Below are 25420 nucleotides of genomic sequence, written 5' to 3'. Positions count from 1 at the left end.
CTCCCCCATTCCACGACCGGCGTCCCGTGGGGGCACGAACGCAGGGTGGGGGAGACGGCGATCATTGGGGGGCTGAACGCGAGCTGGGGGAGATGGCGATCGACGGGGACTGAACGTGTGGTGGGCGATCGTGCGCTGACCGCTGACCGCTGACCGCTGACCGCTGACCGCTGACCGCTGACCGCTGACTGCGTATCGCTGACAAGGTGTTAGGGGCGAACGGTGGGTGGGGTCCACCGGAGCGCGTTCCCGGGCTACCGCTCGCGCGGGGTGTACGACGCCAGGCCCAGGGCGACGACGGTGAGCTGGCGGGTGGTGCGGTCGATGAGCTCGTCCTCGTCGCGGGTGTTGCGGGCGTCGATGCGCACCAGCTCTGCGACGAAGCCCAGCATGATCGTGACGTAGAGGTCGGCGATCATGTCGAGGTCCTCGACGCTCCACTCGCTGAGCGCGGGGATCCGCGACAGGTCGTGCGTGAGCTCCTTGGCGAACAGCCGCAGCTCCACGTCGATCGCGCGCTGCAGCTCGGGGGATCCGCCGTAGCGCTCGCGCACGAGGAACTGGAACTCCGCGTCGTTGGCGCGGGCCTGCTTCGCGACCACACGGACGGCCTCCGCCCCGCTGGGCGCCACGCCGTCGCGCCGGCCCTCGCGGAGCATGCGGCGGAGCACGCGCATCGCGTCCTCGACCAGGGTGACGCCGAGGTCGTCCATCGACGCGAAGTGGCGGTAGAAGGCGGTGGGCACCACGCCGGCGGCCTTGGCGACCTCGCGCAGCGACAGGCTTGCGAACGAGCGTTCACCGGCCAGGGCCAGCGCCTCGTCGAGCAGGGTCTGCCGCGTGCGCTCCTTGGCCTCCGCCCGCGACGGCCCCGGGGTGTGCCGTTCGACGGCGCGAGGGGACGGTCTGGGCATGGATTCGAGTCTATCCCGCCGGGGCGAACGCGCTGCGTGCGCGACCCGCGCCGGGGTGGAGGCCGAACCCGGCGCCGGGCCTGTGGTGGACGTCACGGAACTACTCCTTGACGGGGAGGCAACGACTGCGTGCATACTGTGAGTGTACAAGCGTGCACTGAACGGAGAAACACAGCCATGAGCCGCTTCACTCGATTCGCCGGATCCGTCGTCGAGGCCGTGCTGACGCCTCACGCCGTCGACCGCTACCTCGAACTCGTCGATCCGATGGTCACGTGGACCGACATCCGCGGCCGCGTCACCGCCGTGAGCCGCCGCACCGACCGGTCGGTGACGTTCACCGTGACGCCCACCCGCCAGTTCGAGGGCTTCGAGGCGGGCCAGTTCATCCAGGTCAGCGTCGTGATCGACGGCGTCCGCCAGACGCGCTGCTTCTCGCCCGCCGGCTCGCAGCACCGGCCCGGCGACCTGGAGTTCACCGTGACCGCGGACGCCGACGGCCACGTCAGCAAGCACCTCCGCGAGAACCTCGCGGTCGGCGACGTGCTGGGGCTCACCCCGGCCGCCGGCACCTTCACCCTGCCCGGGACGCCGGGGAACCGCCCCGGGCGGATCCGCCTCATCAGCGGCGGCAGCGGAATCACACCCGTACTCTCGATCGTGCGCACGCTTGTGGACGAGGAGCACGACGGGGCGGTCGACGTCCTGCACTTCTGCCGCGACTCCGCCGACAACCCGTACCGCGAGGAGCTCGATCGCCTCGCCCGCCGGGAGAACGTCTCGGTGACCTATGTGTACACCCGGGCCGGCGGCCGTCACCTCGGCCCCGAGCACCTCGAGGGCCTCGGCGACATCGGCTTCGCCTGCGGGCCCGCGCCGCTCCTCGAGACCGCGAAACAGCTGTACTCCGACGCCGGCGTCGAGCTCCGCGTCGAGGAGTTCACCCCGCCCGTGGCGGCGGCACCGTCGGGCGAGGCGACCGGCACCCTGCGCTTCACCGAGGCCGGCACCGCGGTCGACAACGACGGCCGCAGCATCCTCGACCAGGCCGAGTCCTCCGGCCTCTTCCCCGAGAGCGGCTGCCGCATGGGCATCTGCTTCTCCTGCACCGCCGTCCGCAAGACCGGCTGCACCACCAACATCCTCACGGGCGAGACCGACGACGAGCCCGATCAGCACATCCAGCTCTGCATCAGCGCGCCCGTCGGCGACGTCGAGATCGCGCTGTAGCCCACCATCTTCGAAGGGGAGTCCATCATGACCGAGCACATCACCCTCACCGCCGAGCAGGTCGAGATCATCGGCGAGCGCTTCGACGCCATCCGCACCCGCGTCCTGAACGACCTGGGCGCCAAGGACCGCGAGTACATCTACAAGATCGTGCGCGCGCAGCGCGGCTTCGAGATCGCGGGTCGCGCCATGATGTACCTGCCGCCGCTGTGGCCGCTGGCCGTGGGTTCCCTGGGCGTGTCGAAGATCCTCGACAACATGGAGATCGGCCACAACGTCATGCACGGCCAGTACGACTGGATGCGTGAGCCCGGCCTGAACTCCCGCGAGTTCGAATGGGACACCGTGTGCCCCGCCGACCAGTGGAAGCACAGCCACAACTACCTGCACCACACGTTCACCAACGTGCTCGACATGGACCGCGACATCGGCTACGGCATCCTGCGCATGGCGCCGGAGCAGAAGTGGCACCCCTACTACCTGGGCAACCTCGCCTACGCGGGCGCGCTCATGGTGCTGTTCCAGTGGGGCGTCATGCTGCACGACCTCGAGGCCGAGCGGATCGTCAAGGGCGAGCGCAAGTGGGGCGACATCAAGGGGCTCGTCGCGGGCATGCGGAAGAAGGCGGGCAAGCAGGTCCTCAAGGACTACGTCATCTTCCCGGCGCTCACCGGCCCGCTGTTCCCGCTGACCTTCCTGGGCAACATGTCCGCAAACCTGATCCGCAACCTGTGGACCTTCTCCATCATCTTCTGCGGCCACTTCCCGTCGGGTGTGCAGACGTTCACCAAGGAGGAGACGGCCGACGAGACCCGCGGCGAGTGGTACGTCCGGCAGATGCTGGGCTCCGCGAACATCGACGGCGGCCGCCTGTTCCACATCATGAGCGGCAACCTCAGCTTCCAGATCGAGCACCACCTGTTCCCCGACATCCCGGCCAACCGCTACCCGGAGATCGCCGCCGAGGTCCGCGCGACGTGCGAGGAGTTCGGTCTGCCCTACAACACGGGCTCGCTGCGCGGCCAGCTCGGTTCGACGTGGAAGAAGATCGCGAAGCTCTCGCTGCCGAACCGCTGGACCAAGCAGGAGCCGGACCTGGCCGTGACCATCGAGCGCGCCCGGCATGAGGACGCGGCGTCGAAGGCCCTCGCCAAGGCGGGCTGGCAGCGCGCCGCCGAGCGTGAGATGGTGTTGGTCTAGGCCGGACTGCAGGAGGGCGCGGACGTGGGCAAACTGGAGCGGCGCAAGGACGCGGCGCAGGAGGCCGTCGAGTCGACGGCCATCCGCGTCGGCCGGATCGCGACGATCATCACCACCGCCGTCGCCGACGTCGCGCGGGAGATCGGCGACGCCGTGAGCGACGCCCTCGAGATGCGGCAGGCCGCCAAGGCCGCCGCCGCGGACGAGGCCCGCACGGAGCAGCGGTCGGCGCCGGCCGCCCCCGTCGACCTGCCCGACACGCCCACCGCCGGGCCCGGGACCGCCTCCGACGAGACCGGGCCGGCCGCGGACTCCTGACCCGCTCGATGCACCCACCGTGACGCGAACGGTGGCAGCGCACAGCCGCCCGTGAGAAGGTTGCAATCCAATAATCTTCCAGGAGGGGTGTGGCCGTGAGCGCTATCGAGCAGGGCAAGGCCGTCGTCAAGACGATCCGCGGGATCATCGGCGGGCTGACGCAGGCACGCGGGGCGGCCGGTCGCGCCGCGGACGAGAAGTCCGAGATCACCTCCGACGTCGACGCCGTGAAGTCGGCCGGCAAGGAGGTCACCGAGGGCGTGACCAACCTCAAGTCCGCGGGGTCGAAGCTCGACGCGGACGTGAAGTCCACCGCGGCGAACGTTTCCGCCGACATCGCCGCCGTCAAGGGCGTCAAGACTCCCGCCGCGAAGCCCGGCGCCGCGGACAAGGGTGCCGCCGCGGCGAAGGCCGACGCGAAGCCGTCGCCGAAGGCCGACAGCAAGGCCGGGGAGAAGCCGGCGCCGAAGGCCGAGGCCACGCCGGCACCGAAGGTCGAGGCCCCCAAGGTCGAGGCCCCCAAGGCCGCGGCGCCGAAGCCGGCCCCGTCGGCCCCGAAGGCGAAGCCCGATTTCTCGACGGATCAGGGCTCGTCGACCTCGACGCCGTAGGCGCCGACGAGGGCGGCGACGCCGTCGGTCCAGCCCTGCGCGACGGCGCGCAGTCGCAGCACGAGACCCTCCGCGGTGTCGCGGTGGTACACCTCGCACAGCACGGACGCGCGCAGGCCCGGCTCCGGGGGCGTGGGGACCGCCCAGGCGCCGGCCGCGCACTCGACGACCACGGCCGGCACCGTCGGGCGGGTGGGTTCCGGCGCGTCGGAGGCGACTGCGACCACGATCCGGGCGCCCCGCGGCAGCAGGTGCGGCGCGAGGACCAGGCCGGTGGGCGCGAGCTCGGCGATGCCGTCCGGGTCGCGCGGGTTGTTGTAGAAGACCAGGTGCCGCTCGCTGAGCACCCGCCGATCGCCGTCCACGACCAACGCGAACAGGTCGCTGTCGGAACGGATCCCGGGCGGTGTCACGCGCAGCAGGTGCTCGGCCGGCGCGGGCAGGTCCACGGTCTCACCACGGCGGAGTTCGACGGTCGCCGACGTCGGGGCGGGAGTGGCGAGCACGGTGGTCGCGGCGTCGCCGACGGGGCCGTCGACGGCCGGGCGGATCGTGGTCGAGGCGTAGTGCGGATCCTCCCCGGTCCCGACGCTCTCGCCCTCGCCCGACGAGGCCGACGGTGCCGGGGCGCACGCGTCCGGCGCGGTCGCGGAGATCGCGGCCAGGGCCGCCGCGAACTCGCCGCTCGTCGCGTACCGGGCCGCCGGATCCTTCGCGAGGGCGCGTTCGAAGACGGCGTCGAGATCTTCGGGCAGGCCTGGGCCGCGCAGGTGCAGCGATGGGATCGGCTGGTAGAGGTGCGCGCCCATGATCGCGGCGATCGTCGTGCCGGCGAAGGGCGGCGCCCCGGTGAGCAGCTCGAACGCGGCGGTCGCCAACGAGTACAGGTCGGTCCGGTTGTCCAGTTCCAGCCCGTTGATCGCCTCGGGGGAGAGGTAGCCCAGCGTCCCGACGGTCGTGCCCGTGACCGTCAGCGAGCTCGCCTCGGTGGAGGCCTTGGCGATGCCGAAGTCGACGAGCTTCACCGCGCTCGCCCGCTCACCACGCATCCGGACCAGCACGTTCGCGGGCTTCACATCACGGTGGGTGATGGAGAAGTCCTCGTAGGCGTAGTCCAGCGCCGCCGCCACGCCACCCACGATCTGCGCGACCAGGCCCAGCGGCAGCGGCCCGCGCTCGCGCAGGAGCTGCTTGGCGTCGGTGCCCTGCAAGTACTCCATCGTCAGCCACAGCCGGCCGTCGTCGAGCCGCCCGCGGTCGTACAGGTGCACGATGTTCGTGTGCGAGAGCGGCGCCAACAGATCCGCCTCGTGGATGAACCGCGCCTGGAACTCCTCGCTGGAGGAGACGGCACCGTCGAGCAGCTTGAGCGCATCGCTGCGCGGCAGCCGGGGATGCGCGACGAGGAAGACCTGCCCCATTCCGCCCGCGCCCAGCCGATCGAGCACCCGGTACCCGGCGATCTCCAGGTCCTGGTCGTTCCCCGCCATGTTCACGAAGCCTACTGCGCGGCGACCCCGACCGATACACGGAACGAGCCCCGATCCGACAGGGATCGGGGCTCGTTCGTGGTGCGGGATCAGTCCTGGTGCGGGGGACGCTGCTGGGGGCGCGGCCCCTCACCCGTCGGGCCCTGCGGGCGCGGACCCTGCGGCCCACCCGGGCCCTGCGGACGCGGCGGGTACGGCTGGCGCGGGCCCTGCGGTCCGCCCGGGCGCTGCTGCCGCGGCATCGGGCCGCTCGGGCCCGGGCCGATCGGCCCGCTCGGACGGTGTCCCTGAGGTCCGCCGGGTCCCTGCGGGCCGGGGGGCGGGCCCTGACGGTGCCGCGTGGGCTGTCCCGGCCCCTGCGGGCCGCCCTGCTGCGGGCCGCGGCCCGGGACCGGCTGCTGGTAGCTGCGCGGATCCTGCGGCGGGCGCTGCGTGGGCGCCGACGGGCGCGGCGGCAGCTCCAGCCGGCCCGAGAAGCCGGGCGGCGGGCCGGGGCGGCGCGGGCCGGGGCCGACCGGGGTCGGCCGGGCCGGACGCACGTCGGGCAGGTTCGACGGCGGATGGAGCCTGCCGTCCTCGGGCGCCGCGGTCGTCCGCGTGGCGGAGACCGGCGCCCCCGCCCCGACGAGCTCCGGTGCGGCCTTGCCCGGGCCCGCGGTGGCGGGCTTGACCGACGACAGCGGGCGGCCGTCGCGGGTCTCGGCGGGCAGCGAGGTCTCGCCGAGGCCGACGGCCTCCTGGATCCTGCGCATCCACAGCGGGGCCCACCAGGAGTCGTCGCCGAGCAGCTTCATCACGGCGGGCACGAGCACCATGCGGACGACGGTCGCGTCGATGAGCAGCGCGAACATCAGGCCGAACGAGACGTACTTCAGCATCACCAGGTCGGAGGTCGCGAACGCCGCCGCGACGCAGGCGAGCAGCACGGCCGCCGCGGTGATGATCCGGCCCGTGTTGGCCGTGCCGGCGCGGATCGCCTGGTTCGTGGTGGCGCCGCCCGCGCGTTCCTCGATCATGCGGGAGATCACGAAGACCTCGTAGTCCGTACTGAGGCCGAAGACCACCGCGATCACCAGCACCAGGACGGGCGCCATCATCGGGCCACCGGTGAAGTTGAAGATGTCGCCGCCGTGGCCGTCGACGAACATCCAGGTGAGGAAGCCGAGGGTGGAGCCGAGCGACAGGAGCGACATCAGCACGGCCTTGATCGGCAGCGTCAGCGAGCCGAAGGCCAGGAACATCATCAGCGTGGTGACCACGACCAGCAGCAGCAGGAGCATGGGCAGCAGGCTCAGCATCGAGTCGATGGAGTCGTACTGCAGCACCGGCATGCCGCCCACGAGGAAGCCGACGCCCTTGCTCGGGTCGGCGCCGTCCATCTGGATGCCGCGCAGCGCGGTCACCGCCTCGCCGACGGCCTTGGTGTCGTTCGGGTCCTGCATGCTGCCGTTGGACGTCCGCACCGTGACCTCCTGGCCGCGGACCTCGAGCTTGTCCGACGTGCCCTTGGCCGTGGAGACGGCGTCGGTCGCGGGGCTGAAGCGCGCGGAGTTCGGGTCCGCGGGGTTCGAGTGCGTGAAGCCGGGGATCTTGTTCGCCTCGTCGAGCACCTGCTTGATCTGCTCGTCGCTGGCGTTGGTGAAGACGATTTTGACCGGCTGCCCGGTGTTGTCCGGGAACAGCTCCTGGAACTGGTCCTGCGCCTGGCGGGTCTCGTTGGTCGGCGGCAGGTAGGTCTGCGAGATGCCGCCGAACTGCAGGCCGACGATGGGGATGCAGATCGCGAGCAGCAGCGTCACGACGCCGACGATCGCCGTCTTCGGGCGCTTCATGACCGCGTCGGTCACCTTGCCCCACATGCCGGCCTCGATGTTGGCCTTGGTCTTCGCCCGGCCCGTCTTCTCGGCGGCCCAGTGGATGATTCCGCCGATGAGCGGCAGGTTCCACTTGTCGAAGATGGTGAGGAACCAGTGGAAGCTGAGCGCGAAGACTCGCGGGCCGAGCACCGCGAGCATCGCGGGCAGCAGGGTCAGCGAGAGGATCGCGGCGATGAAGACGCCCAGCAGCGCGCCCGTGGCCATCGACGTGAGCAGGCCCAGCGGGGAGATGTAGAGACAGGCCAGCGCGGCGACGATGAGCAGCGACGACATGATGATCGTTCTGCCGGCGGTCATGACCGTGCGTCTGACCGCCGTTGGTGTGTCGTACCCCTCGTCCAGTTCCTCTCTGAACCGGGACACCATGAACAGGCCGTAGTCGTGGGCGATGCCCAGGCCGATGAGCGAGATGATCGGCCCGACGAAGAGGTTGACGTCCGTGAAATCGGCCATCACCGAGGCGACCGCCATGGCGGCGCCGATCGTCATGACACCGATGATCATCGGCAGGACCGCGGCGACGATGCCGCCGTAGACGAAGAAGAGCACGATCGCGACCAGCGGCAGCGCGATGATCTCGGCCTTCTTCTGGTCCTTCTGCACGCCCTCGGTGACCTCCGAGGTCACGGGGACGAGGCCGGCCACCTGAGCTTCGAAGACCGGCTTGTTCGCCTCCGACCGCAGGATCTCCATCAGCGCCGGCTGGATCGACACCCAGTCCTTGCCGCGCTGCGTGTCGTCCGCCGACTTCATCGGCAGCGTGAAGAAGCCCCAGGTGCCGCCGTCGGCGTCGGTGCGGGTGAACTTCTTGTACAGCCCGTCGTTCGCCTGGGGCGCTCCCGGGGCGAACATCGTGTAGCTGAGCGAGCTCTCCTGCGGGTCCTTCTCGTTGAGCGGGTTCAGCTTGGCGTCGTCACCCGTCGCGAACTTCGCCAGGACGTCCTGGCGCGTCTTCTCGACGGCCTTCTCGACGTCCTCGTCGGAGATCTTCTTGCCCTCCGCCGGCTTGATCAGCACCAGGATGTCGGGCTGCATCTCGCGGCCGTTGGCCTTGTCGGTGACGACGGCGGACGCGACCGAGTCGCTGGCCTCGTCGTAGAGGCCGTTCATCTTGGTCTTGGCGCCGAGCCCGAGGAAGCCCCAGACGCCGGTCGCGGCGATGGACACGAAGAGGACCGCGATGATCGTGTATCGGAACGCGTACGTGAAGCGTCCTATAGCTGCGAACAAGCGAAATTTCCTTTCCGGTGAACCGGTTCTAGGGCTAGGCCCGGCTCGAAAGTAGCGAGGACAGGGGACGGAACGGCTGCAGCCACGCACCCTCGTCGGGCAGCGAATCGAGGCTCACCCGTGGCAGCGGCTCGCGGAACACCCCGGCGATGTCCTCGAGATCGACGAACTCCAGAGTAGGGGACGCCAGCGCCCAGGCGGCGTGCTCACGGAACCCGAGGACGGTTACCGGTACACCGCTTGCGGCGATCTCCTCCAGCGGCTCGCGGAAGGCCTGGCCGTCCGCGGAGGCGACGAGCAACCCGCCGAGGCCCGGCGAGTACCGCCGGACGTCGATGTGGTCGAGCATGTCCTCGTCGACGTCGCTGTCGTCGTCGATCTTGGGCTTGGCGAACACCGCGTAGCCCACGTTCCGCAGGGCCTCGACCCAGGGGCGGACCACGTCGGCGGTGCCGGGCGCGATGTTGGTGAAGACGGTGGCCTCGGGCTCGAGCCGGGTGTCGGTGTCCGATTCCAGGCCGGCGGTGTACTCCAGCAGCCAGCGGCCCAGCGCGTCGAAGCGCGGGCGGTGCGCGGCCGTCGGGCGACCGCCGAGGATCGAGCCCAGCCCCATGTCGAGGTTGGGCGCGTCCCAGACGAGCAGGACGCGCGCGGCCACGTCGGCCTGCGGGTCGGGGGGTGCGTCGAGCGGCGTCACCGCACCTCTCCTTCCTCCACGCGTTCCCACACGAACTCGTGGATCTCGCGGCCCACCTGCGCGGCCTTGTCCTGGAACTTGGTCACCGGGCGGTCGACGGAGATCGGCAGCCCGGCGTCGGCGAGCCGCGGCGGCAGCACCACGGGCCGCAACAGCGGCTCCAAGGGTGCGGTCTCCGCAATCGCCTCTGCATAGTCTGCATGATCAGTGGCCACGTGCAGAATCCCTCCGACCCGCAGACGGTCCGCGATCAGCGAGAACATGCGCGGCTGGAGCAGCCGGCGCTTGTGGTGGCGCGCCTTCGGCCACGGGTCCGGGAAGTAGACGCGCACGCCGGTGAGCGAGCCGGGCGCGATCATGTCCTCCAGCATCGCGACCCCGTCGCCGCGCACGACCCGCACGTTCGTCAGCTCCGCGCGCTGGACGGCGCCCACGAGCTGGGCGATGCCGGGCAGGTAGACCTCCACGGCGACGACGTCGTTCTCCGGTTCGGCCTGCGCCATCGCCCAGGTCGACGTGCCGGTACCGGAACCGATCTCCACGATGAGCGGGGCCTTCCGCCCGAACCAGGCCTCCGCGTCCAGGGGGTGCGACGGTGCCGGGAAGGCCCCGTCGGGCGCACCGTCGGAAAGAGGGGAGGCGGGCGGGATGTCCCGGCCGAGGGTCTCCCAGCCCGTGTCCATCGCCAGCTGCTGGGCGGGGGTGAGGGAGGCGCGACGGGAGCGGAAACTCGTCACGCGGGGGTACAGCCGACGGTGCTCGGCGCGGGGATCCTGGGATTGGGGCACGCTCTCCATCGTCCCAGCTTCTCGCTTGTGACTTAGCATTGGCCGCATGATCGTGCGTAACTCTCGCCACACGGCGCTCCGCCTCGCCTCCACGGTGGTGGCCCTGCTCGCCGTCGTCGGCCTCCTGGCCGCCTGCTCGAAGAGCGAAGGGCAGAAGGTGAACGACGCCCCGCTGCCCGACGCCAAGACCCTGATCGACGCCTCGTCGAAGGCCGCGCGGGACCTGCACGACGTGCAGCTGGACCTGTCCGTCGACGGCACCGTGCCCAACCTGCCCGTCAAGAGCGTCTCCGCCTACCTCACCAACCAGCCCAAGGTCTCCGGCCAGGGCGATGCCGAGGTCACCTTCAACGGCACCCAGGTCAAGGCCAAGTTCGTGGTCGTCGACGCGCACCTGTGGGCACAGTTCGGCGCGGGGCAGACCTACCAGGACATGGGCCTGGCCGCCGACATCTACGACGCCTCCGCCATCCTCGATCCCGACAAGGGCATCGCCAACCTCATCTCCTCCGTCCGCGACCCGAAGGTCGAGGGCCGCGAGCAGATCGGCGGCGTCGAGGCCGTCCGCGTCTCCGGCGTCATCCCCGGCACCGCGCTCGCCGGCATCGTCCCCAAGGCCGCGCTCGGCGACCGCCCGCTCACCTTCTGGGTGCAGGAGGCCGCGCCGAACAACCTGGTCCGCGCCAACGTCGGCTTCGACGCCGGCACCCTCACCGTGACGCTCTCGGACTGGGGCAAGAAGGTCACCCTGCTCGACCCGAAGACCGCGAAGTGACGGTCACCGCGGCGCCGGAGGCACTGGGCCGCGTGCGCGGCCGCGGGGTCGCCATGGGCGCCGCGGGACTCGCGGTACTGCTCGGCGCGCTCGACACCTACGTGGTGGTCTCGGTCCTCGAGGACATCATGCGCAGCGTCGAGATCCCCATCAACCGGATCCAGCTCGCCACCCCGATCATCACCTGGTACCTGCTGGGCTACATCGCGGCGATGCCGCTACTGGGCCGCCTGTCGGACCGTTTCGGCCGCCGCCTCGTGCTGCAGGCCAGCCTGGCGCTGTTCATCGTCGGATCGGTGCTGACCGCGCTCGCGGGCACGATGGAGATCGCGTTCCACATCCCCGTGGCCGGGATCGACGTCGACGTGACCGCCCTCGACCAGGTGCTCGTGGGCCGCGTGGTGCAGGGCGTCGCGAGCGGCGCCCTGCTGCCCGTGACCCTCGCCCTCGCCGCCGACCTCTGGTCCGCGCGTCGACGGGCCGCCGTGCTCGGTTGGGTGGGCGCGGCGCAGGAGCTGGGCAGCGTGCTCGGCCCCGTCGTGGGCGTGGGCGTGGTGACGCTGGTCCACAACCACGTCTCCTCGGTGCCCCGCGACGACGCCTGGCGCGTCGTCTTCTGGATCAACGTGCCGCTCGCGCTCGTCGCGATGCTGCTGCTGCAGCTGACCGTCCCGAAGCGGGCGGTGTCGAAGCAGAAGGTCGACGTCGTCGGCGGGCTCCTCCTGGCCGTCGCGCTGGGGCTGTCGGTGATCGGCCTCTACAACCCGGAGCCGGACGGCGAGCACGTCCTGCCGCCGGGCGGGCTGTGGCTGCTGCTGGGCGCCGCCGTGGCCTTCGTCCTCTTCGGCGTGTGGGAGCGGTTCGCGCGGACCAAGCTCATCGACACCGCGGGCATGCGGGTGCGGCCCTTCCTCGCCGCCTGCGCCGCCTCGGTGTGCGCCGGCGCGGCGCTCATGGTCACCCTGGTCGACGTCGAGATCTACGCGCGGCTGGTGCTGGAGCGCGACGGCGTGGCCGCGGTGCTCACCCTGGTCCGCTTCCTGCTCGCGCTGCCCGTCGGCGCGATCCTCGGTGGCTTCCTCGCCACCCGGTTCGGCGACCGGATCGTCTCGGTCGTCGGCCTCATCGTCGCGGCGGGCGGCTACGTGCTCATCGCGACCTGGCCGGTGGACGTGCTCTCCGCCCACTACCTGGGCTTCCTCCCGGCCCTGGACACCTCGCTCGCGATCGCCGGCTTCGGGCTCGGCGTGGTGATCGGCCCGCTGTCGTCGGCGGCGCTGCGGGCGGTGTCGCTGTCGCAGGCGGGCATCGCCTCGGCGCTGCTCGTCGTGGCGCGCATGAGCGGCATGCTGATCGGCGTGGCGGCGCTGACCACCTTCGGCTTCTACCGCCTGAACGCGATCATGGACTCGATGCCGCGGATCGCCTCGACGGGCGACTTCATGAAGACGGCCATGGCGGTGGCGCAGCAGACGCAGGAGGCCTACGGACGGATGTTCGGCGAGGTCTTCGGCGTGACCGCGGTGATCTGCCTGGTCGGCGCGGGGTTCGCGGCCTCCGTGGCCGGCGGCCGGCACGAATCGGAGCAATCGCCCACCGAGGACGACGAGGCGCTCGTACCCTCCCGGTAGGCGATCGGCGCGGGGGCGCCGATCGGGAGCGGGGGCTCTCATGGGGGATCTGTCCGTGCGCCGCGGCGCGCCACGGGTGCGGCTACTCGGTCGCGCCGGGGTCGGGAGGACGACGCTGGGCGTGGCGTTACGCGCGCGGGCCGTCGAGACGGCCGAGGACGACGGCGGCGCCGACGCGCTGCTCTACTGCTTCGCCGGGGGACTGCGCGCCACCGACCGTGCGGCGATCGCGGCGCTGGACGCCGATCCCACGGGCCCAGCGGTGATCGCGTGGACCAAGGCCGACGCCGCGGGCTCCTGGCGCGCCGCCGACGAGTACGCCGCGCGCCTCGGTGAGGTTCTCGGCCGCCCGATCGTCGCGGTCATGGCGCTGCTCGACGGGGTCGACGCGGACGACCTGCCCGCGATCCGCCGCCTCGCGGAATCGCCCCTTGCACTGCCCGAGTCGGCGCTCGCGGCCGCGGAGGCGCTGGGCGAGGACGCCCCGCTGCTGCGCCGGTTCGGCGGCTACGGGCTGGCGTGCGCGCTCGGCGCGCTGCGCGAGACCCCGTCGATGCCCGACGAGGTGCTGCTGGCCGGCCTGCGCGAGCTCAGCGGCGTGGACGCGCTGCTCCCGCCGCTCGCCGCGGCCCTGCAGGGGTACGAGGAGCGCCGGGAAGCCGAGTTCGACGGTGTGCTGCGCGCCGTCGCCGCCACGGACTGCGCGCGGCGCGACGAGGCCGAGCAGCTGCTGCTGGACCGCCTGGGGCGGGCGTCGTGACCGTGCTCGTGGCCGGGCAGGACCCGGCCGGCGCGGCGGCCGTCGCGGACCGCCTGGGCGGGGACGCCGCGGCCGTCGGCGCCGACGGCGTGCCGGTCCCGCTCGGCGAGCACCGCGGCGATCACGACGTGCTCGTCTACCTGCTCGACGCCTGCGTTCCCGCCGACGCGGTCGACGCGGTCGCCCTCGGCCGCCTCCGCGCGGGCCTGCCGGCGGTGCTGGCCGCCACCGGCGCCGACGTCTATCCGCACGCCGCGGCGACCTTGGCGGAGTCCGGGCGACTCCTGGGCGGCGACGTGATGAGCGTCCAGCCGGATTCGGGCGGTGGCTTCGACGCGCTGCGCGCCGCGCTCGACGATCCGCTGCCCGTGCGGCCCGTCGCACCCGCGGGCCCGCGCGCCGTGCCGCCGAACCCCGCCCTGGAACGGGCGGACCGCTCCGCGTACCTGCGCTCCACCGTCGCGCGGATCCGGGCGACGCTGCTCGCGGACTCCGCCGAGGGGTTCCGGCGCCAGGAGGACGAGCCGGGACCCGACGTGCGGCCCCGGCTCACCGCGGTCGCCGTCGCGCTGGAGCGCTCGCTGGACGCGCACCTGCGCGCCGCGTACCGGGGCACCTTCGCGGGGTGGCCCGAGCCGCCGGAGCCCGCCGTGCCGGTGCTGCCCCGGCCCGATCCGCCGGACGCGCCCGCGTACCGTCGCCGGCCCGAGGACTTCGCGGTGCTGATCCTGGGCGCGTCCGCCGGGCTGGGCATCGGCCGGGCTGTGGCCGCGCCGCTGGAGGCGCTGGGTGCCCTGCGCTGGCTCGCGCTGCCGATCAGCCTCGCCGTGGGGCTCGCCGCCGCGGTCTGGCTGCTGCGGGTGCGGCGCCGGTCGGCCGCGCGGGCGGACCGCCGGAACCGGGCCGACGCGGCCGCGGCCCGGTTCCGGCAGCGGGTCGAGGCCGAGCTGGCGGCGGCGCTCGTCGCCGCGGAGGCCGACGCCGCGCTGCGGCTCGCGCGCGGGCAGGGAACCGATCGGGAGGCTGGTGCGTCCAATGAGTATGGACCCTGAATTCGGGCTGTTCGGGTCGCCGGACACGGACGCCTTCGGGCCGGGGCTGTTCGACGGTGCCGTCCCCTCCGCCGAGCCCTCGCCCGGTGGGCTCTGGGTGCACGCGGAGGAAGGCTGGTACGACGTGCACGCCCTCGACACCGACGGGGACGGCCTGGTCGACACCGGCACCCTCACCGACGCCCAGGGCACCGCCGTGTTCACCGACCTGGACGCCGACGGGGTGGCCGACGTCTACCACCGAGTGCGGCCGAACGGCACGTTCGAGACGTGGCGGTTCGCCGACGGCCGGTGGCGACTGATGGACAGGGGCGACATTGCTTGACACCGTTCGATAGGGTTGCGATCGCAAACCTGATTGAGGGGGGACCATGGCGAACCGGTTCAAGGCGAGGCGCGCCGCGCGTGCCGGACTGGCACTGACCCGGGCGCAGGAGTACGTCCTCGCCGCCCAGCGTGCCGACGGTCCGGGGCCGGGGTGGACGATCAGCGAGTACGTCGTGCTCGACGGGGAGATCGACGTCGCCGTGCTGCGCCGCGCCGCCGCCTACGTGGCGACCGCCGCCGAGCCGCTCGTCGCCCGGATCGACGAGAAGGCGCACACCCAACACATCGGTGCCGGTACCACTGTTGCGGTGGAGGAGGTCGACCTCCGGCGCGAGGCCGACCCCGAGGAGGCGGCGCGGCGGTTCGCCGCGGACCGTCTTTCCTCGCCGCCGCGGGAGCCCCGTGTCCGGCTGGCTGTCGTGCGCACCGCCGAGAACCGGGTGCGGCTGCTCCTCGAATGCGACCTCGCCGTCGCCGACGGGTACACCGCGGCGCGCGTCCGCGCCGCGATCGCCCGCGCGTACACGGCACTCGTGCAGGGCCGCTCGCTCCAGGAGGACCCCATCCGCCCGCTGCGGGCACTGCTCGCCGCCGAGTCGGGCTACCTCTCCTCCCGGGACCGCGGGGAGGACGCCGCGTACTGGCGCGCCGCCGGCCTCCCGGGGCCGGCCGTCCTGCCCGGCGGCGCACCGTCGAGCGGGGCCGGCGGCCAGGTCCGCGCGCCCCTGCTGCCGGTCCCCGCGGATCTGGTCCGCAGCCTCGACGCCGAGGCCCGCGCCGTCGGCGTGCGGAACTTCACCGTGGCGGTCGTGGCCGCCGCCCTCGTCGCAGCGCGGCGCACCGCCGCCGAACGGGTGCGGGTGGACCTGCCCGTCTCGGGGCGCATCGACGAGACCGGCCTCGACACCGACGGCGCCGCAGGCACCACCATCGCGGTGCGCGTCGACCTGCCGCGGGAGGGCACGGTGCGCGCGTGCCTGCGGGCCGTCGACGCCGGGATCCGCCAGGCCTTCCTGCACCAGCGTGGCCGCCCGCTCGACGGCGAGCACGGCTCGACCGGCGTGGTGGTCAACTACCTGCAACCCGTGCCCGAGGACTTCGCGGGTGTGCCCGGCGGCACCGAGGTGATCAACGCCGGGCCCGTCCGGCACCTCGCCTTCGTCGCGCTGGCCGTGGACGGCGGCCTCACCCTCGATGTCCGCGGCCGGGCCGCGGTCTTCGACGCCCCGCAGGTCGCGGCGCTCGCGGCCGAGTGGCGCGGCGCCATCGCCGCACTCGTCGCCGACCCCGACGCGCTCCTCGGGCCGCTGCTCGAAGCCGTGCCGGAGGAGGCCGTGCTCGAGGAGATCGTGCCGGAGGCGCCCTCGTCCGAGTCCCGGTCCGTCACGGCAGCCGGCGGGGACGACGTCGCGCTCGTCGCCGAGCTGCTCGGCGGGATCCTCGGCGTGCCCGACGTGGGCCCCGACGACTCGCTGTTCGACTTGGGCGGCACCTCGCTGGTCGCGGTGCGGATCACCGACCGGCTCGCGGAGCTGCGCGGCGTGCAGGTCCCCGTGGTGGAGGTCTTCGACAACCCCACGCCCCGCGGCATCGCCGCGCTCCTCGCGACCGCGCCGCCCGTCGCCCCCGTCGCCTCGGCCGCCCTCGCCGCCCTCGTCGCGCCGGCCACCACCGATCCGACCGCCGGGGACGCGCCGGCGGCACCGTCGAAGCCCGGCCCGGCCGGACCGTCGATCCCCCCGCTGGGTGATGTCGCGGAGGCCCCCGCCTCGCACGCGCAGGCGGGCCTGTTCCGCGACTTCCAACTCGGCGGGCCCTCGCCGGTCTACAACATGCCGCTGGTCCTCGACTTCGACGAGCCCATCGACGCCGTCGCGATGGGCCGCGCGGTGCGCGACGTGGTGGCCAAGCACCGGGCACTGCGCACCGTGCTGCGGTTGCGCGGCGACGACGTGGTGCAGGACCTCACCGTTCCCATCGACGACGAGCGCCTGCTGGAGCGGCGCACCGTCGCCTCCGGCGAGCGCGACGCCGTCGCCCGGGAGTGTGCGGCGTACGCCTTCGACCTCGCCGCCGAGCCGCCCTTCCGCGGCTGGCTGCTCGAGGATCCCGACCCGGACGAGCCGCCGCGCATGGTCCTGGTGCTGCACCACACCGCCGGCGACGGCGCGTCGGTCGGGCCGTTGTTACGCGACCTCGTCGCCGCGTACGCCGCCCGCCGCTCCGGCGTCGCTCCGGACCTCGGGGCCCCGGCGGTGCAGTACGCGGATTTCGCGGCCTGGCAGGTGACGCGTCTGCGCGATCTCGGTGGGCCGGTCGTCGCGCAGCGCGACTTCTGGCGCCGTACGCTCGACAGTGCGCCGGCCGAGACGGTGCTGCCCGTGGATCGCCCGTACCCCTCCGACAGCGGATTCGAGGGCGGCACCGTCGATTTCGCGTGGCCGGCGGAGCTCGCCGAGCGCCTGAGCAGCCTCGCGCGTGAGCACGGCGCGAGCCTGTTCATGGTCCACTACGCCGCCCTCGCGGCGCTGCTGTCCAAGCTCGGCGCGGGCGACGACGTGGTGATCGGCACCGCCGCGTCCGGCCGCCCCGCGTCGTGCGACGACGTGGTCGGCATGTTCGTCAACCTGCTGCCCCTGCGCACCACCGTCGACTGGTCGGCGGAGTTCGGCGACTACCTCCGGCGCACCCGGTCGACGGTGCTCGACGCCTACGCGAACCAGGACGTGCCCTTCGGCGAGATGGTGGCGATGCAGCCGCGCGGCTCCGCCGATCGGCACCCGATCTTCCAGGTGATCCTCGGCTGGAACGAGGATCCGGGCTGGGGCGACCTGCGCGACGTGCTCGGCGCCGAGGTGGCGCCGATGGCCGCCGGGACCTCCCGCGCCGACCTGCTGTTCAGCGTCACCGAGTCCGCCGACGGCCTCACCGGCGGCGTCGAGTACCGCACCGACGTCTTCGACCGCGCCACCGTCGAGGCCCTCGTCGCGCGCTGGCGGCGGCTGCTCGAGCAGGTCGCCGCCGACCCGCGGACCCGCGTGGCCGCCCTCGACGTGCTGCTCGACCCCGAGCCCGCGACCCTCGAAGCGTGGGGCGCACCGTCGGGCCCGGAGCGCACCGCGACCGTCCCCGACCTGATCGACGAGTGGATCCGGACCACGCCCGACGCCCTCGCCCTCGCCGACGACGAGCGGACCCTGACCTACGCCGAGCTCGACCGGGAGGCGAACCGCTGGGCGCGCTACCTGCGCGGCGAGGGCGTCCGGCCGGGCGACGTGATCGCGCTGACCGTGCCGCGCTCGGCGCGGCTGATCGTGGCGGAGCTGGCCGCGCTGCGCGCCGGCGCCGCCTACCTGCCGATCGATCCCGCGTACCCCGCCGAGCGCATCGCGTTCCTGCTGGAGGACGCGGCGCCGCGCCTGGTGATCGGCGTCGACACCGCCCCCGACCTGCAGGGTTTCGACGATGCGCCGCTCACCGACGCCGAGCGCGGCGGGCCGCTGCGGACGGACGACGCCGCGTACATCGTCTACACCTCCGGCACCACCGGCACCCCGAAGGGCGTCGTCGTGCCGCACGCCGGCGCCGCCGGACTGGCCGCGGCGATCGCCGCCGGGACCGGGGCGGGCCCCGGCGCGCAGGTGCTGTCGAACTTCTCCGTCGGCTTCGACATCTCCTTCTGGGACCTGCTCAGCGCCCTCGCCACCGGCGGCACGCTGCGGATCTCCGGCGAGACCCGCGTGGGCGACGAGCTCGCGGACTTCGTCGAGGAGCACGGCGTCACGCACGCGCTCATCACCCCGTCCGTGCTGGCGTCGATCACGCCGGGCCGGATGCCCGGCCTCACCTCGCTCACCGTCGGCGCCGAGGCCGTCACCCGCGCGCTCGTCGAGACCTGGGCGCCGGGCCGGCGGCTGATCAACGCCTACGGCCCCACCGAGCTCACCGTCGCCGCGACCGTCGGGCCGCTGACCCCGGGGGAGGGCGCGGTCTCCATCGGCCGCCCCATCGGCGGCTCCCGCGCCTACGTCCTCGACGCGGGGCTGCGGCGCGTGCCGCCGGGCGTCGTGGGCGAGTTGTACGTCGGCGGGCCCGGCGTGGCGCGCGGTTACGCGGGGCTGCCCGCCCTCACCGCGTCGCGCTTCGTCGCCGACCCCCTCGGCGCGGACGGCGCGCGCGTCTACCGCACCGGCGACCTGGTGCGCTGGCTGCCCGGCGGCGAGCTGGAGTACGTGGGCCGCGCCGACGACCAGGTGAAGCTCCGCGGCTTCCGGATCGAGCCGGGCGAGGTCGAGGCGGCGCTCGCGGCGTGCCCCGGCGTCGTCGCGGCCGCCGTCGTCGTGCAGGGCGACGGGGCCGCCCGGCGCCTCGTCGGGTACGTCACCGGCACGGCGTCCGAGGCGGACGTCCGGGCCCACGCCGCGCGGCGGCTGCCCGCGCACATGGTGCCAGCCCGGGTGCTCGTTCTCGGCGCGCTGCCGCTCACCGCGAACGGCAAGGTCGACCGCGCGGCGCTGCCCGTGCCCGACGCCGGCGACGACGCCCCGTACCGGGCGCCCGGCACCTCCGCCGAGGAGACCCTCGCCGGGGTCGTCGCCGAGGTGCTCGGCCGCGACCGCGTCGGCGTCGACGACTCCTTCTTCGAGCTGGGCGGCGACTCGATCACGGCGATCCAGCTGGTCGGCCGCGCCCGCGCCGCGGGCCTCACCGTCACCGCGCACGACGTCTTCGCGCACCGCACCGTCGCGGGCCTCGCGGCCGTGGCCCGCACGGCCGACCCCGCCGAGGCCGCGCCCGACGACGGCGTCGGCGAGATCGCGCCCACGCCCGTGATGTCCTGGTTCGCCGCGCACGGCGGCACCCCCGAGGGCTTCCACCAGTCGGTGCTGGTCCGCACCCCGTCGGGCGTGAGCACCGAGACGCTGCACGCCCTGACCCAGGCGATCCTCGACCGGCACGACGCCCTCCGCGCGCAGATCGGCACGACGCCCGGCGGCGCCTCCTCGCTCGTGGTGCGGCCCGTCGGCGCCGTCGCCGCGGCCGACGTCGTGGACCGGGTCGACGCCACCGGCCTGTCGATCGACGAGGCCGGCGCCGCGATCGCCGCCGAGCACCGCCGGGTGACAGGCCTGCTGCGGCCCGGCGCCCCGTCGCTGCTGCGGGTCGTGTGGTTCGACCTCGGCCCCGAGCGGGAGGGCGCGCTGCTGGTCGCGGCCCACCACTTCGTCGTCGACGGGGTCTCCTGGCGCATCCTGCTCACCGACCTCGCGACCGGCTGGCACGCCGCCGCGACGGGCCGGCCCGTGGTGACGGCCCCGGTGGGCAGCTCCTTCCGCCGCTGGTCGACGGTGCTCGCGGACCGGGCCGTGGAGGTGGGGCCGGAGGACGTCGACCACTGGCGGTCGGTGCTCGACGGTGCGCCGTCGCTGGTCGACGGTGCCCTCGACCCCGCCCGCGACACCCACGGCGCGGCCGGCCGGGCGGAGCTGACGCTGCCGCCCGAGATCGCCGGGCCGCTGCTCGGCGCGGTGCCGGAGTCCTTCCACGCGGGCGTGCAGGACGTGCTGCTCGCGGCGTTCGCGACCGCGGTCACCGCGTGGGCGGACGAGCGTGGCCGCGGCGACGGTTCCGCGCTCGTCGAGGTGGAGACCCACGGCCGCGACGAGTCCCTGGCGCCCGGGCTGGACCTCGCGCGCACCGTCGGGTGGTTCACGAACGTCCACCCCGTGCGGCTGCGGCCGGGCGCGGACGGCCCCGCCGCGGCGGTCAAGCGGATCAAGGAGCAGCTGCGGGCGGTGCCCGGCGGCGGCCTCGGCTACGGCCTGGCGCGGTATGCGAACCCCGAGACGGCGGCGGAGTTCGCCGGGCTCCGGGAGCCGGAGATCGGCTTCAACTACCTGGGCCGCACGACCGGCGCGGGCGATCAGGACTGGGGGCCCGACCGCCGCTTCCCCGACCTCTCCCCGGCGCCCGACGCGCTCGCGCTCCTGCACGCCGTCGAGGTGAACGCCGTCGCCCGCGACGGCGCGGACGGGCCGGAGCTGGTCGCTGCGTGGACGTGGGCGCCGGCGCTCATCGACGAGGACGCCGTCCGCCGGCTCGGCGCGCTCTGGTTCGACGCGCTCCGCGACGTCGTCGCATCGGCGGGCACCGGCGGCGGGCACACCCCGTCGGACTTCCCGCTGGTCGCGCTCACGGGCGAGCAGGTCGAGCGCCTCGACGAGCGGTACCCGGGCCTGGAGGACGTGCTGCCGCTGACGCTGCTGCAGCAGGGATTCCGCTACCACGCGGAGCTCGGCGACGCCGCGGACGAGCGGCCCGACCCCTACGTCGTGCAGACGGTGATCGACTTCGACGGCGTCCTCGACGAGGCCCGCTTCGCCGAGGCGGTGCGCGCGGTGCTGGCCCGCCGCGAGGCGCTGCGCGCCCGGTTCGTCGCCGACGGGCTGGACGCCCCCGTCCAGGTCATCGCGGCGCCCGGTCCCGTGCCCTACCGCCACGAGGACGTGCGCGCGGAGGACGACCCGGACGCCCGGTTCGTCGAGCTGGCCGCCGCCGAGCGGCGCCGCGGCTTCCGCCTCGACCGCGAACCCGGCATGCGGTTCCTGCTGGTCCGGGTGGGGGAGCGCGACGTGCGGCTGGTGGTGACGAACCACCACATCCTGTGGGACGGCTGGTCGGCGCCGGTGATCCTCCGCGATCTCCTGGCGGGGTACGCGGGCATCGATCCCGACGCCCTCGGCGGCCCGCGGGCGGGCCTGCGCGACTACTTCACCTGGCTGGCGGGCCGCGACCGGGACGCCGCGCGCGCCGCGTGGGCCGCGGAGCTCGACGGCCTCGACGAGCCGACACTCGTCGCCCGCGACCGCCCGCTGCGGTCCGGAGCCGACGGCGGACCGTCGGGCGAGGGGCACGACGAGGTGCGCACGATCATCCCCGACAACCTCAACGCCGCCGTCACCCGTCTCGCGGGCACGCTCGGCACCACGCCCGGCGCGGTGCTGCAGGCCACGTGGGCGATCGCGCTGGGCGGCGCGACGGGCCGCGGCGACGTGGTCTTCGGGTCCGTCCAGTCGGGCCGCCCCGCGCAGCTCGACGGCGTCGAGGACCTGGTGGGCCTGCTCATCACCACCTCGCCGGTGCGCGTCCCCCTCGACCCGCGCGCGACGGTCCGCGAGGTTGCCCTCGGCGTACAGGAGCAGTACGTGCGCCTGCTCGACCACCAGCACCTCGGCCTCACGGAGATCGCCCGCGCCGCCGGCCGGGACGAGCTCTTCGACTCGCTGTTCGTGGTGGAGAACTACCCGTCGACGGCGGGCGCGACGATCCCCGGCACCGACGTCGAGGTCGTCGACGTGCACGGCGACGAGGCGACCCACTACCCGCTGTCCGTCGCCGTGGTCCCGGGCCGGACCATGCACGTCCGCGCGGGTTTCCGCACCGACGCGCTGGACCGCGGCTGGGTCGAGGACCTGATCGACCGGTGGCGCCGCGTGCTGACCGCCGCGGTCACCCGGCCCGACGCCCGCCTCGCCGACGTCGACGGCACCGGCGAGACCGAGCGGCTGCTCGTGCGCCGCTGGGGCGGCGCCATCGGCGGCGTCCCCGCCCGCACGCTCCCGGAGCTCTTCGCCCGCCGCGCCGCGGCCCGCCCCCGTTCCCGCGCCGTCGCCGGCGACGGCGCCCCGCTCAGCTACGCCGAGCTCGACGCGCTGTCGAACCGGTGGGCGCGACGCTTCCTCGCCGAGGGCGTGGGCCCGGGCGACGTGGTCGCCGTGACCGCGCCGCGCTCGATCGGCTTCGTCGCCGTGGTGCTCGGCGTCGCGAAGGCGGGCGCCGCCTTCCTGCCGATCGACGCCGCGACGCCGCGCGAGCGCATCGAGGCCATGTTCGACGACGCGCGCCCCGTCCTCGAGGTCGACGGTGCGCTGCTCGACGCCGGCCCGGGCGAGGCGGGGGACGAGCCCGTCACCGACGCTGACCGGCGCGCGCCCCTGACCCCGCAGGACGCCGCCTACGTCATCTTCACCTCCGGCTCGACGGGCACGCCCAAGGGCGTCGCCGTCACCCACGCCGGCCTCGCCGACCTGGTGCGGACCTTCGACGAGCTGGACCTGGGCCCGGGGACGCGGATGCTGCACAACGCCTCCGTCGGCTTCGACGCCGCGGTGTGGGAGCTGCTGTGCGCCCTCGGCACGGGCGGCACGCTCGTCGTCTCGGCGACGGTGCTCGCGGGCCGCGAGCTCGCCGACTTCGTCGAGAAGCACCGGGTCACCAACGCGGTGCTCACGCCGTCCGTGCTGGCGTCGGTGCCCGCCGGGCGGATGCGGGGCCTGACCTCGCTGGTAGTGGCCGCCGAGGCGGTGCCGCGCGCGCTCGTCGACCGCTGGGGCCCCGGCCGCCGGTTGGTCAACGCCTACGGCCCCACCGAGGCGACGATCGCCGTCTCCTTCGCGCGGATCCGGCCCGGCGAGTCCGGTCCGGTGCCCATCGGCCGGCCCGTCCGCGGCATGGCGGTCCGGGTGCTCGACGGTGCCCTCCGGCGCGTCGCGCCGGGCGTCGTGGGCGAGCTCTACGTGTCGGGCGCCGCGGTGGCCCGCGGCTACGTCAGCCGCCCGGGCCTCACGGCGTCGCGGTTCGTCGCGGACCCGTACGGCGCCGCCGGCGCGCGGATGTACCGCACGGGCGACCTGGTGCGGTGGCTGCCCGACGGCGCCCTGGAGTACGTGGGCCGCGCCGACGACCAGGTGAAGATCCGCGGCGTGCGGGTCGAGCTGGGCGAGGTGGAGGCGGCGCTGGCCGCGGTCCCCGGCGTGAACGCCGCGGTCGCCCTCGTGCGCGACGGCGCTCGCGGCGGCCGGCTCGTCGGCTACGTCGTCGCGCCCGGCCTCGCGCCTGACGAGGTGACCGCGGCCGTCGGGCGGCGTCTGCCCGCCGCGATGGTCCCGTTCGTCGTGGTGCTCGACGCCCTGCCGCTCACCCCGAGCGGCAAGCTCGACCGCGCGGCGCTCCCGGAGCCGGTGTTCGCCGCGGCCGCCGGGTACCGGGCGCCGGAGACCGACGAGGAACGGGCCATGGTCGCGCTGTTCGAATCCGTCCTCGAGGCCGAGGGCGTGGGCCTCGACGATTCCTTCTTCGAGCTCGGCGGCGATTCGCTGTCGCTGATGCGGCTGGTGGACCGCGTGGACGTCGACTTCGGGGTGCGGGTGCCGATCGCGGGACTGTTCGAGAGCGCCACCCCGGCGTCGGTGCTGGCGTCGCTGTCCGACGCCGGCGGGCCCCGGTCGGTGGAGGTCCCCGTCGACGACGTGCGGTTCGCGCCCGCCGCGCCCGACGTGGTGCCGACCGGCCACGAGGTGCTCGTCACCGGCGCGACCGGCCTGCTGGGCGGGCACCTGATCCGGGCGGTCCTCGAGGCGGACCCGGCGGCCCGCGTGCAGGCCCTGGTCCGCGCGCGCGACGAGGCGTCGGGGCTCGAGCGCATCCGCACCACGATGCGGGGCTACGGCTCCTGGTCGGACGGCTACGAGGACCGCATCACCGCGCTCCCCGGCGATCTCGCGCTACCCGCCCTGGGGATCGAGGCCGACGTCTGGGACCGCGTGATCGAACAGGTCGACGCGATCATCCACTGCGGCGCCCGGGTCAACCACGTCGAGCCCTACGCGCGGCTGCGCGCCGCCAACGTGGATTCGACGCGGTTCCTGCTGGAGTTGGCCTCGCGGCGGCCCGGGACGGTCTTCCAGTTCGTCTCCACCATCTCGGCGGCGGGCGCGTTCGAGGAGATCCCCGACGCCGGGTACACGCAGTCCAAGTGGGTGGCCGAGCGGGTCGTGGAGCTGGCGGCGGCGAGCGGCGTCCCGTCGACGATCCTGCGTCCCGGCCTCCTGACGGGCGCCCTGGACTCGGGCGCGACGAACACGGACGACGCCTTCTGGAACCTGGTGCGGTCGATCGCGACGGTCGGCGCGGCACCGTCGGAGCTGCTGGACCAGACGATCGAGATGACCCCCGTCGACCGCGCCGCAGAGGCGATGGTCGAGGTCCTCCGCACGGGCGACGAGCCGCTGCGGACGCTCGAGGTGGGCAGCGGCTCGCGGGTGAGCTGGCGGGAGATCGTCGGGGCGCTGCGCCGCGGCGGCTATCCCGTCGAGGCGGTGCCGGGGCACGTCTTCCTGGAGCGGCAGACCGCCGCGTTCCGCGACCGGCCGGAGGTGGCGGGGGCGCTCGCGCGCGCCATTCTGCTCATCCGTGCAGGTCTGGAGCGTGAGACCGTCGGCGAGGGCGGCGGCTGGACCCCGACGAGCGCCGCCGACGGGCGGATCGGGCTCGACGGTGACCGGGGCCCCGTCGGGGACGCCGGGCTCGACGTCTACGTCGACTACTTGGTGCGCATCGGCTTCCTCCCGCGCGTGGGGAAAGGGGCAGAGGTGTGATGTGAGATGTTGCACGTCACCCTCGGTTCTGTGACCTTGCCCGATGTGTGACACTGGTTCAAAGGTTCGTATGCGACTTTGGAG

Annotated in this window: 15 protein-coding genes; 10 read left to right on the top strand and 5 right to left on the bottom strand. The window is 73.8% G+C overall.

What is annotated here, in order from left to right; translation table 11 throughout:
- Positions 1-254: 254 nt before the first annotated feature.
- Positions 255-914, bottom strand: coding sequence for a TetR family transcriptional regulator (locus tag ACM9LD_RS18605; RefSeq protein ID WP_415678044.1), 660 nt, complete (start codon positions 912-914; stop codon positions 255-257).
- A 177-nt stretch (positions 915-1091) separates the two neighbouring features.
- Between ACM9LD_RS18605 and ACM9LD_RS18600 the strand changes: the two genes are divergently transcribed.
- From ACM9LD_RS18600 to ACM9LD_RS18585, 4 genes are all read left to right on the top strand, one after another.
- On the top strand, positions 1092-2144 hold the full coding sequence (locus tag ACM9LD_RS18600; protein ID WP_415678043.1) for a flavin reductase family protein: 1053 nt from the start codon (positions 1092-1094) through the stop codon (positions 2142-2144).
- Between the two features lie 27 nt (positions 2145-2171).
- Positions 2172-3344, top strand: coding sequence for a fatty acid desaturase family protein (locus ACM9LD_RS18595; protein ID WP_415678042.1), 1173 nt, complete (start codon positions 2172-2174; stop codon positions 3342-3344).
- A gap of 24 nt (positions 3345-3368) precedes the next feature.
- The gene (locus ACM9LD_RS18590; protein ID WP_415678041.1) at positions 3369-3662 is read left to right on the top strand and encodes a hypothetical protein; all 294 of its coding nucleotides are present in this window, start codon (positions 3369-3371) and stop codon (positions 3660-3662) included.
- A 95-nt stretch (positions 3663-3757) separates the two neighbouring features.
- Complete coding sequence (locus tag ACM9LD_RS18585; RefSeq protein WP_415678040.1) at positions 3758-4273, top strand: hypothetical protein; 516 nt, start codon at positions 3758-3760, stop codon at positions 4271-4273.
- On the opposite strand, the gene ACM9LD_RS18580 is transcribed toward ACM9LD_RS18585, so the two are convergent.
- The 4 genes from ACM9LD_RS18580 to trmB form a co-directional block, all read right to left on the bottom strand.
- Positions 4246-5763 carry a protein kinase domain-containing protein gene (locus ACM9LD_RS18580; RefSeq protein ID WP_415678039.1) on the bottom strand — a complete coding sequence of 506 codons (1518 nt, stop codon included), beginning with the start codon at positions 5761-5763 and terminating at the stop codon, positions 4246-4248. The two genes, ACM9LD_RS18585 and ACM9LD_RS18580, sit on opposite strands and share 28 nt — an antisense overlap.
- A gap of 89 nt (positions 5764-5852) precedes the next feature.
- A complete protein-coding gene (locus ACM9LD_RS18575; protein ID WP_415678038.1) occupies positions 5853-8870 on the bottom strand; it encodes an MMPL family transporter in 3018 nt (1005 codons plus the stop codon).
- 34 nt (positions 8871-8904) lie between these two features.
- Positions 8905-9567 (bottom strand): NYN domain-containing protein, encoded by a 663-nt coding sequence (locus tag ACM9LD_RS18570; RefSeq protein ID WP_415678037.1) that lies wholly within the window; start codon positions 9565-9567, stop codon positions 8905-8907.
- Positions 9564-10364, bottom strand: coding sequence for a tRNA (guanosine(46)-N7)-methyltransferase TrmB (trmB, locus tag ACM9LD_RS18565; RefSeq protein ID WP_415678036.1), 801 nt, complete (start codon positions 10362-10364; stop codon positions 9564-9566). Before trmB ends, ACM9LD_RS18570 begins: the two co-directional genes overlap by 4 nt.
- A 37-nt stretch (positions 10365-10401) precedes the next feature.
- Here trmB and ACM9LD_RS18560 point away from each other — a divergent pair, with 37 nt between their 5' ends.
- Genes ACM9LD_RS18560 through ACM9LD_RS18535 form a run of 6 tightly spaced genes read left to right on the top strand, consistent with a single transcriptional unit; the run spans position 10402 to position 25336 of the window.
- Positions 10402-11130 (top strand): LppX_LprAFG lipoprotein, encoded by a 729-nt coding sequence (locus ACM9LD_RS18560; protein ID WP_415678035.1) that lies wholly within the window; start codon positions 10402-10404, stop codon positions 11128-11130.
- A 53-nt stretch (positions 11131-11183) separates the two neighbouring features.
- The gene (locus tag ACM9LD_RS18555; protein WP_415678048.1) at positions 11184-12761 is read left to right on the top strand and encodes an MFS transporter; all 1578 of its coding nucleotides are present in this window, start codon (positions 11184-11186) and stop codon (positions 12759-12761) included.
- Between the two features lie 40 nt (positions 12762-12801).
- Positions 12802-13521: a hypothetical protein gene (locus tag ACM9LD_RS18550; RefSeq protein ID WP_415678034.1), complete on the top strand. Its 720-nt coding sequence runs from the start codon at positions 12802-12804 to the stop codon at positions 13519-13521.
- Positions 13518-14573: a hypothetical protein gene (locus tag ACM9LD_RS18545; protein ID WP_415678033.1), complete on the top strand. Its 1056-nt coding sequence runs from the start codon at positions 13518-13520 to the stop codon at positions 14571-14573. The genes ACM9LD_RS18550 and ACM9LD_RS18545 overlap by 4 nt, the downstream gene beginning before the upstream one ends.
- Positions 14563-14898, top strand: a complete 336-nt coding sequence (locus ACM9LD_RS18540) for a DUF6802 family protein (protein ID WP_415678032.1) — start codon at positions 14563-14565, stop codon at positions 14896-14898. The genes ACM9LD_RS18545 and ACM9LD_RS18540 overlap by 11 nt, the downstream gene beginning before the upstream one ends.
- 46 nt (positions 14899-14944) lie before the next feature.
- Positions 14945-25336: an amino acid adenylation domain-containing protein gene (locus ACM9LD_RS18535; protein ID WP_415678031.1), complete on the top strand. Its 10392-nt coding sequence runs from the start codon at positions 14945-14947 to the stop codon at positions 25334-25336.
- Positions 25337-25420: the final 84 nt, after the last annotated feature.

The organism is Tsukamurella hominis (assembly GCF_965137015.1).
In the GTDB taxonomy this organism is placed as follows: Bacteria; Actinomycetota; Actinomycetes; order Mycobacteriales; family Mycobacteriaceae; genus Tsukamurella; species Tsukamurella hominis.
This window is presented reverse-complemented; position numbering and strand designations above follow the sequence as displayed.

Bases quoted from the DNA above. Each gene is read 5' to 3' on its own strand.
- ACM9LD_RS18605 (WP_415678044.1), bottom strand. From the start codon at position 914: ATGCCCAGACCGTCCCCTCGCGCCGTCGAACGGCACACCCCGGGGCCG.
- ACM9LD_RS18600 (WP_415678043.1), top strand. From the start codon at position 1,092: ATGAGCCGCTTCACTCGATTCGCCGGATCCGTCGTCGAGGCCGTGCTG.
- ACM9LD_RS18595 (WP_415678042.1), top strand. From the start codon at position 2,172: ATGACCGAGCACATCACCCTCACCGCCGAGCAGGTCGAGATCATCGGC.
- ACM9LD_RS18580 (WP_415678039.1), bottom strand. From the start codon at position 5,763: ATGGCGGGGAACGACCAGGACCTGGAGATCGCCGGGTACCGGGTGCTC.
- trmB (WP_415678036.1), bottom strand. From the start codon at position 10,364: ATGGAGAGCGTGCCCCAATCCCAGGATCCCCGCGCCGAGCACCGTCGG.
- ACM9LD_RS18560 (WP_415678035.1), top strand. From the start codon at position 10,402: ATGATCGTGCGTAACTCTCGCCACACGGCGCTCCGCCTCGCCTCCACG.
- ACM9LD_RS18555 (WP_415678048.1), top strand. From the start codon at position 11,184: ATGGGCGCCGCGGGACTCGCGGTACTGCTCGGCGCGCTCGACACCTAC.
- ACM9LD_RS18550 (WP_415678034.1), top strand. From the start codon at position 12,802: ATGGGGGATCTGTCCGTGCGCCGCGGCGCGCCACGGGTGCGGCTACTC.
- ACM9LD_RS18540 (WP_415678032.1), top strand. From the start codon at position 14,563: ATGGACCCTGAATTCGGGCTGTTCGGGTCGCCGGACACGGACGCCTTC.
- ACM9LD_RS18535 (WP_415678031.1), top strand. From the start codon at position 14,945: ATGGCGAACCGGTTCAAGGCGAGGCGCGCCGCGCGTGCCGGACTGGCA.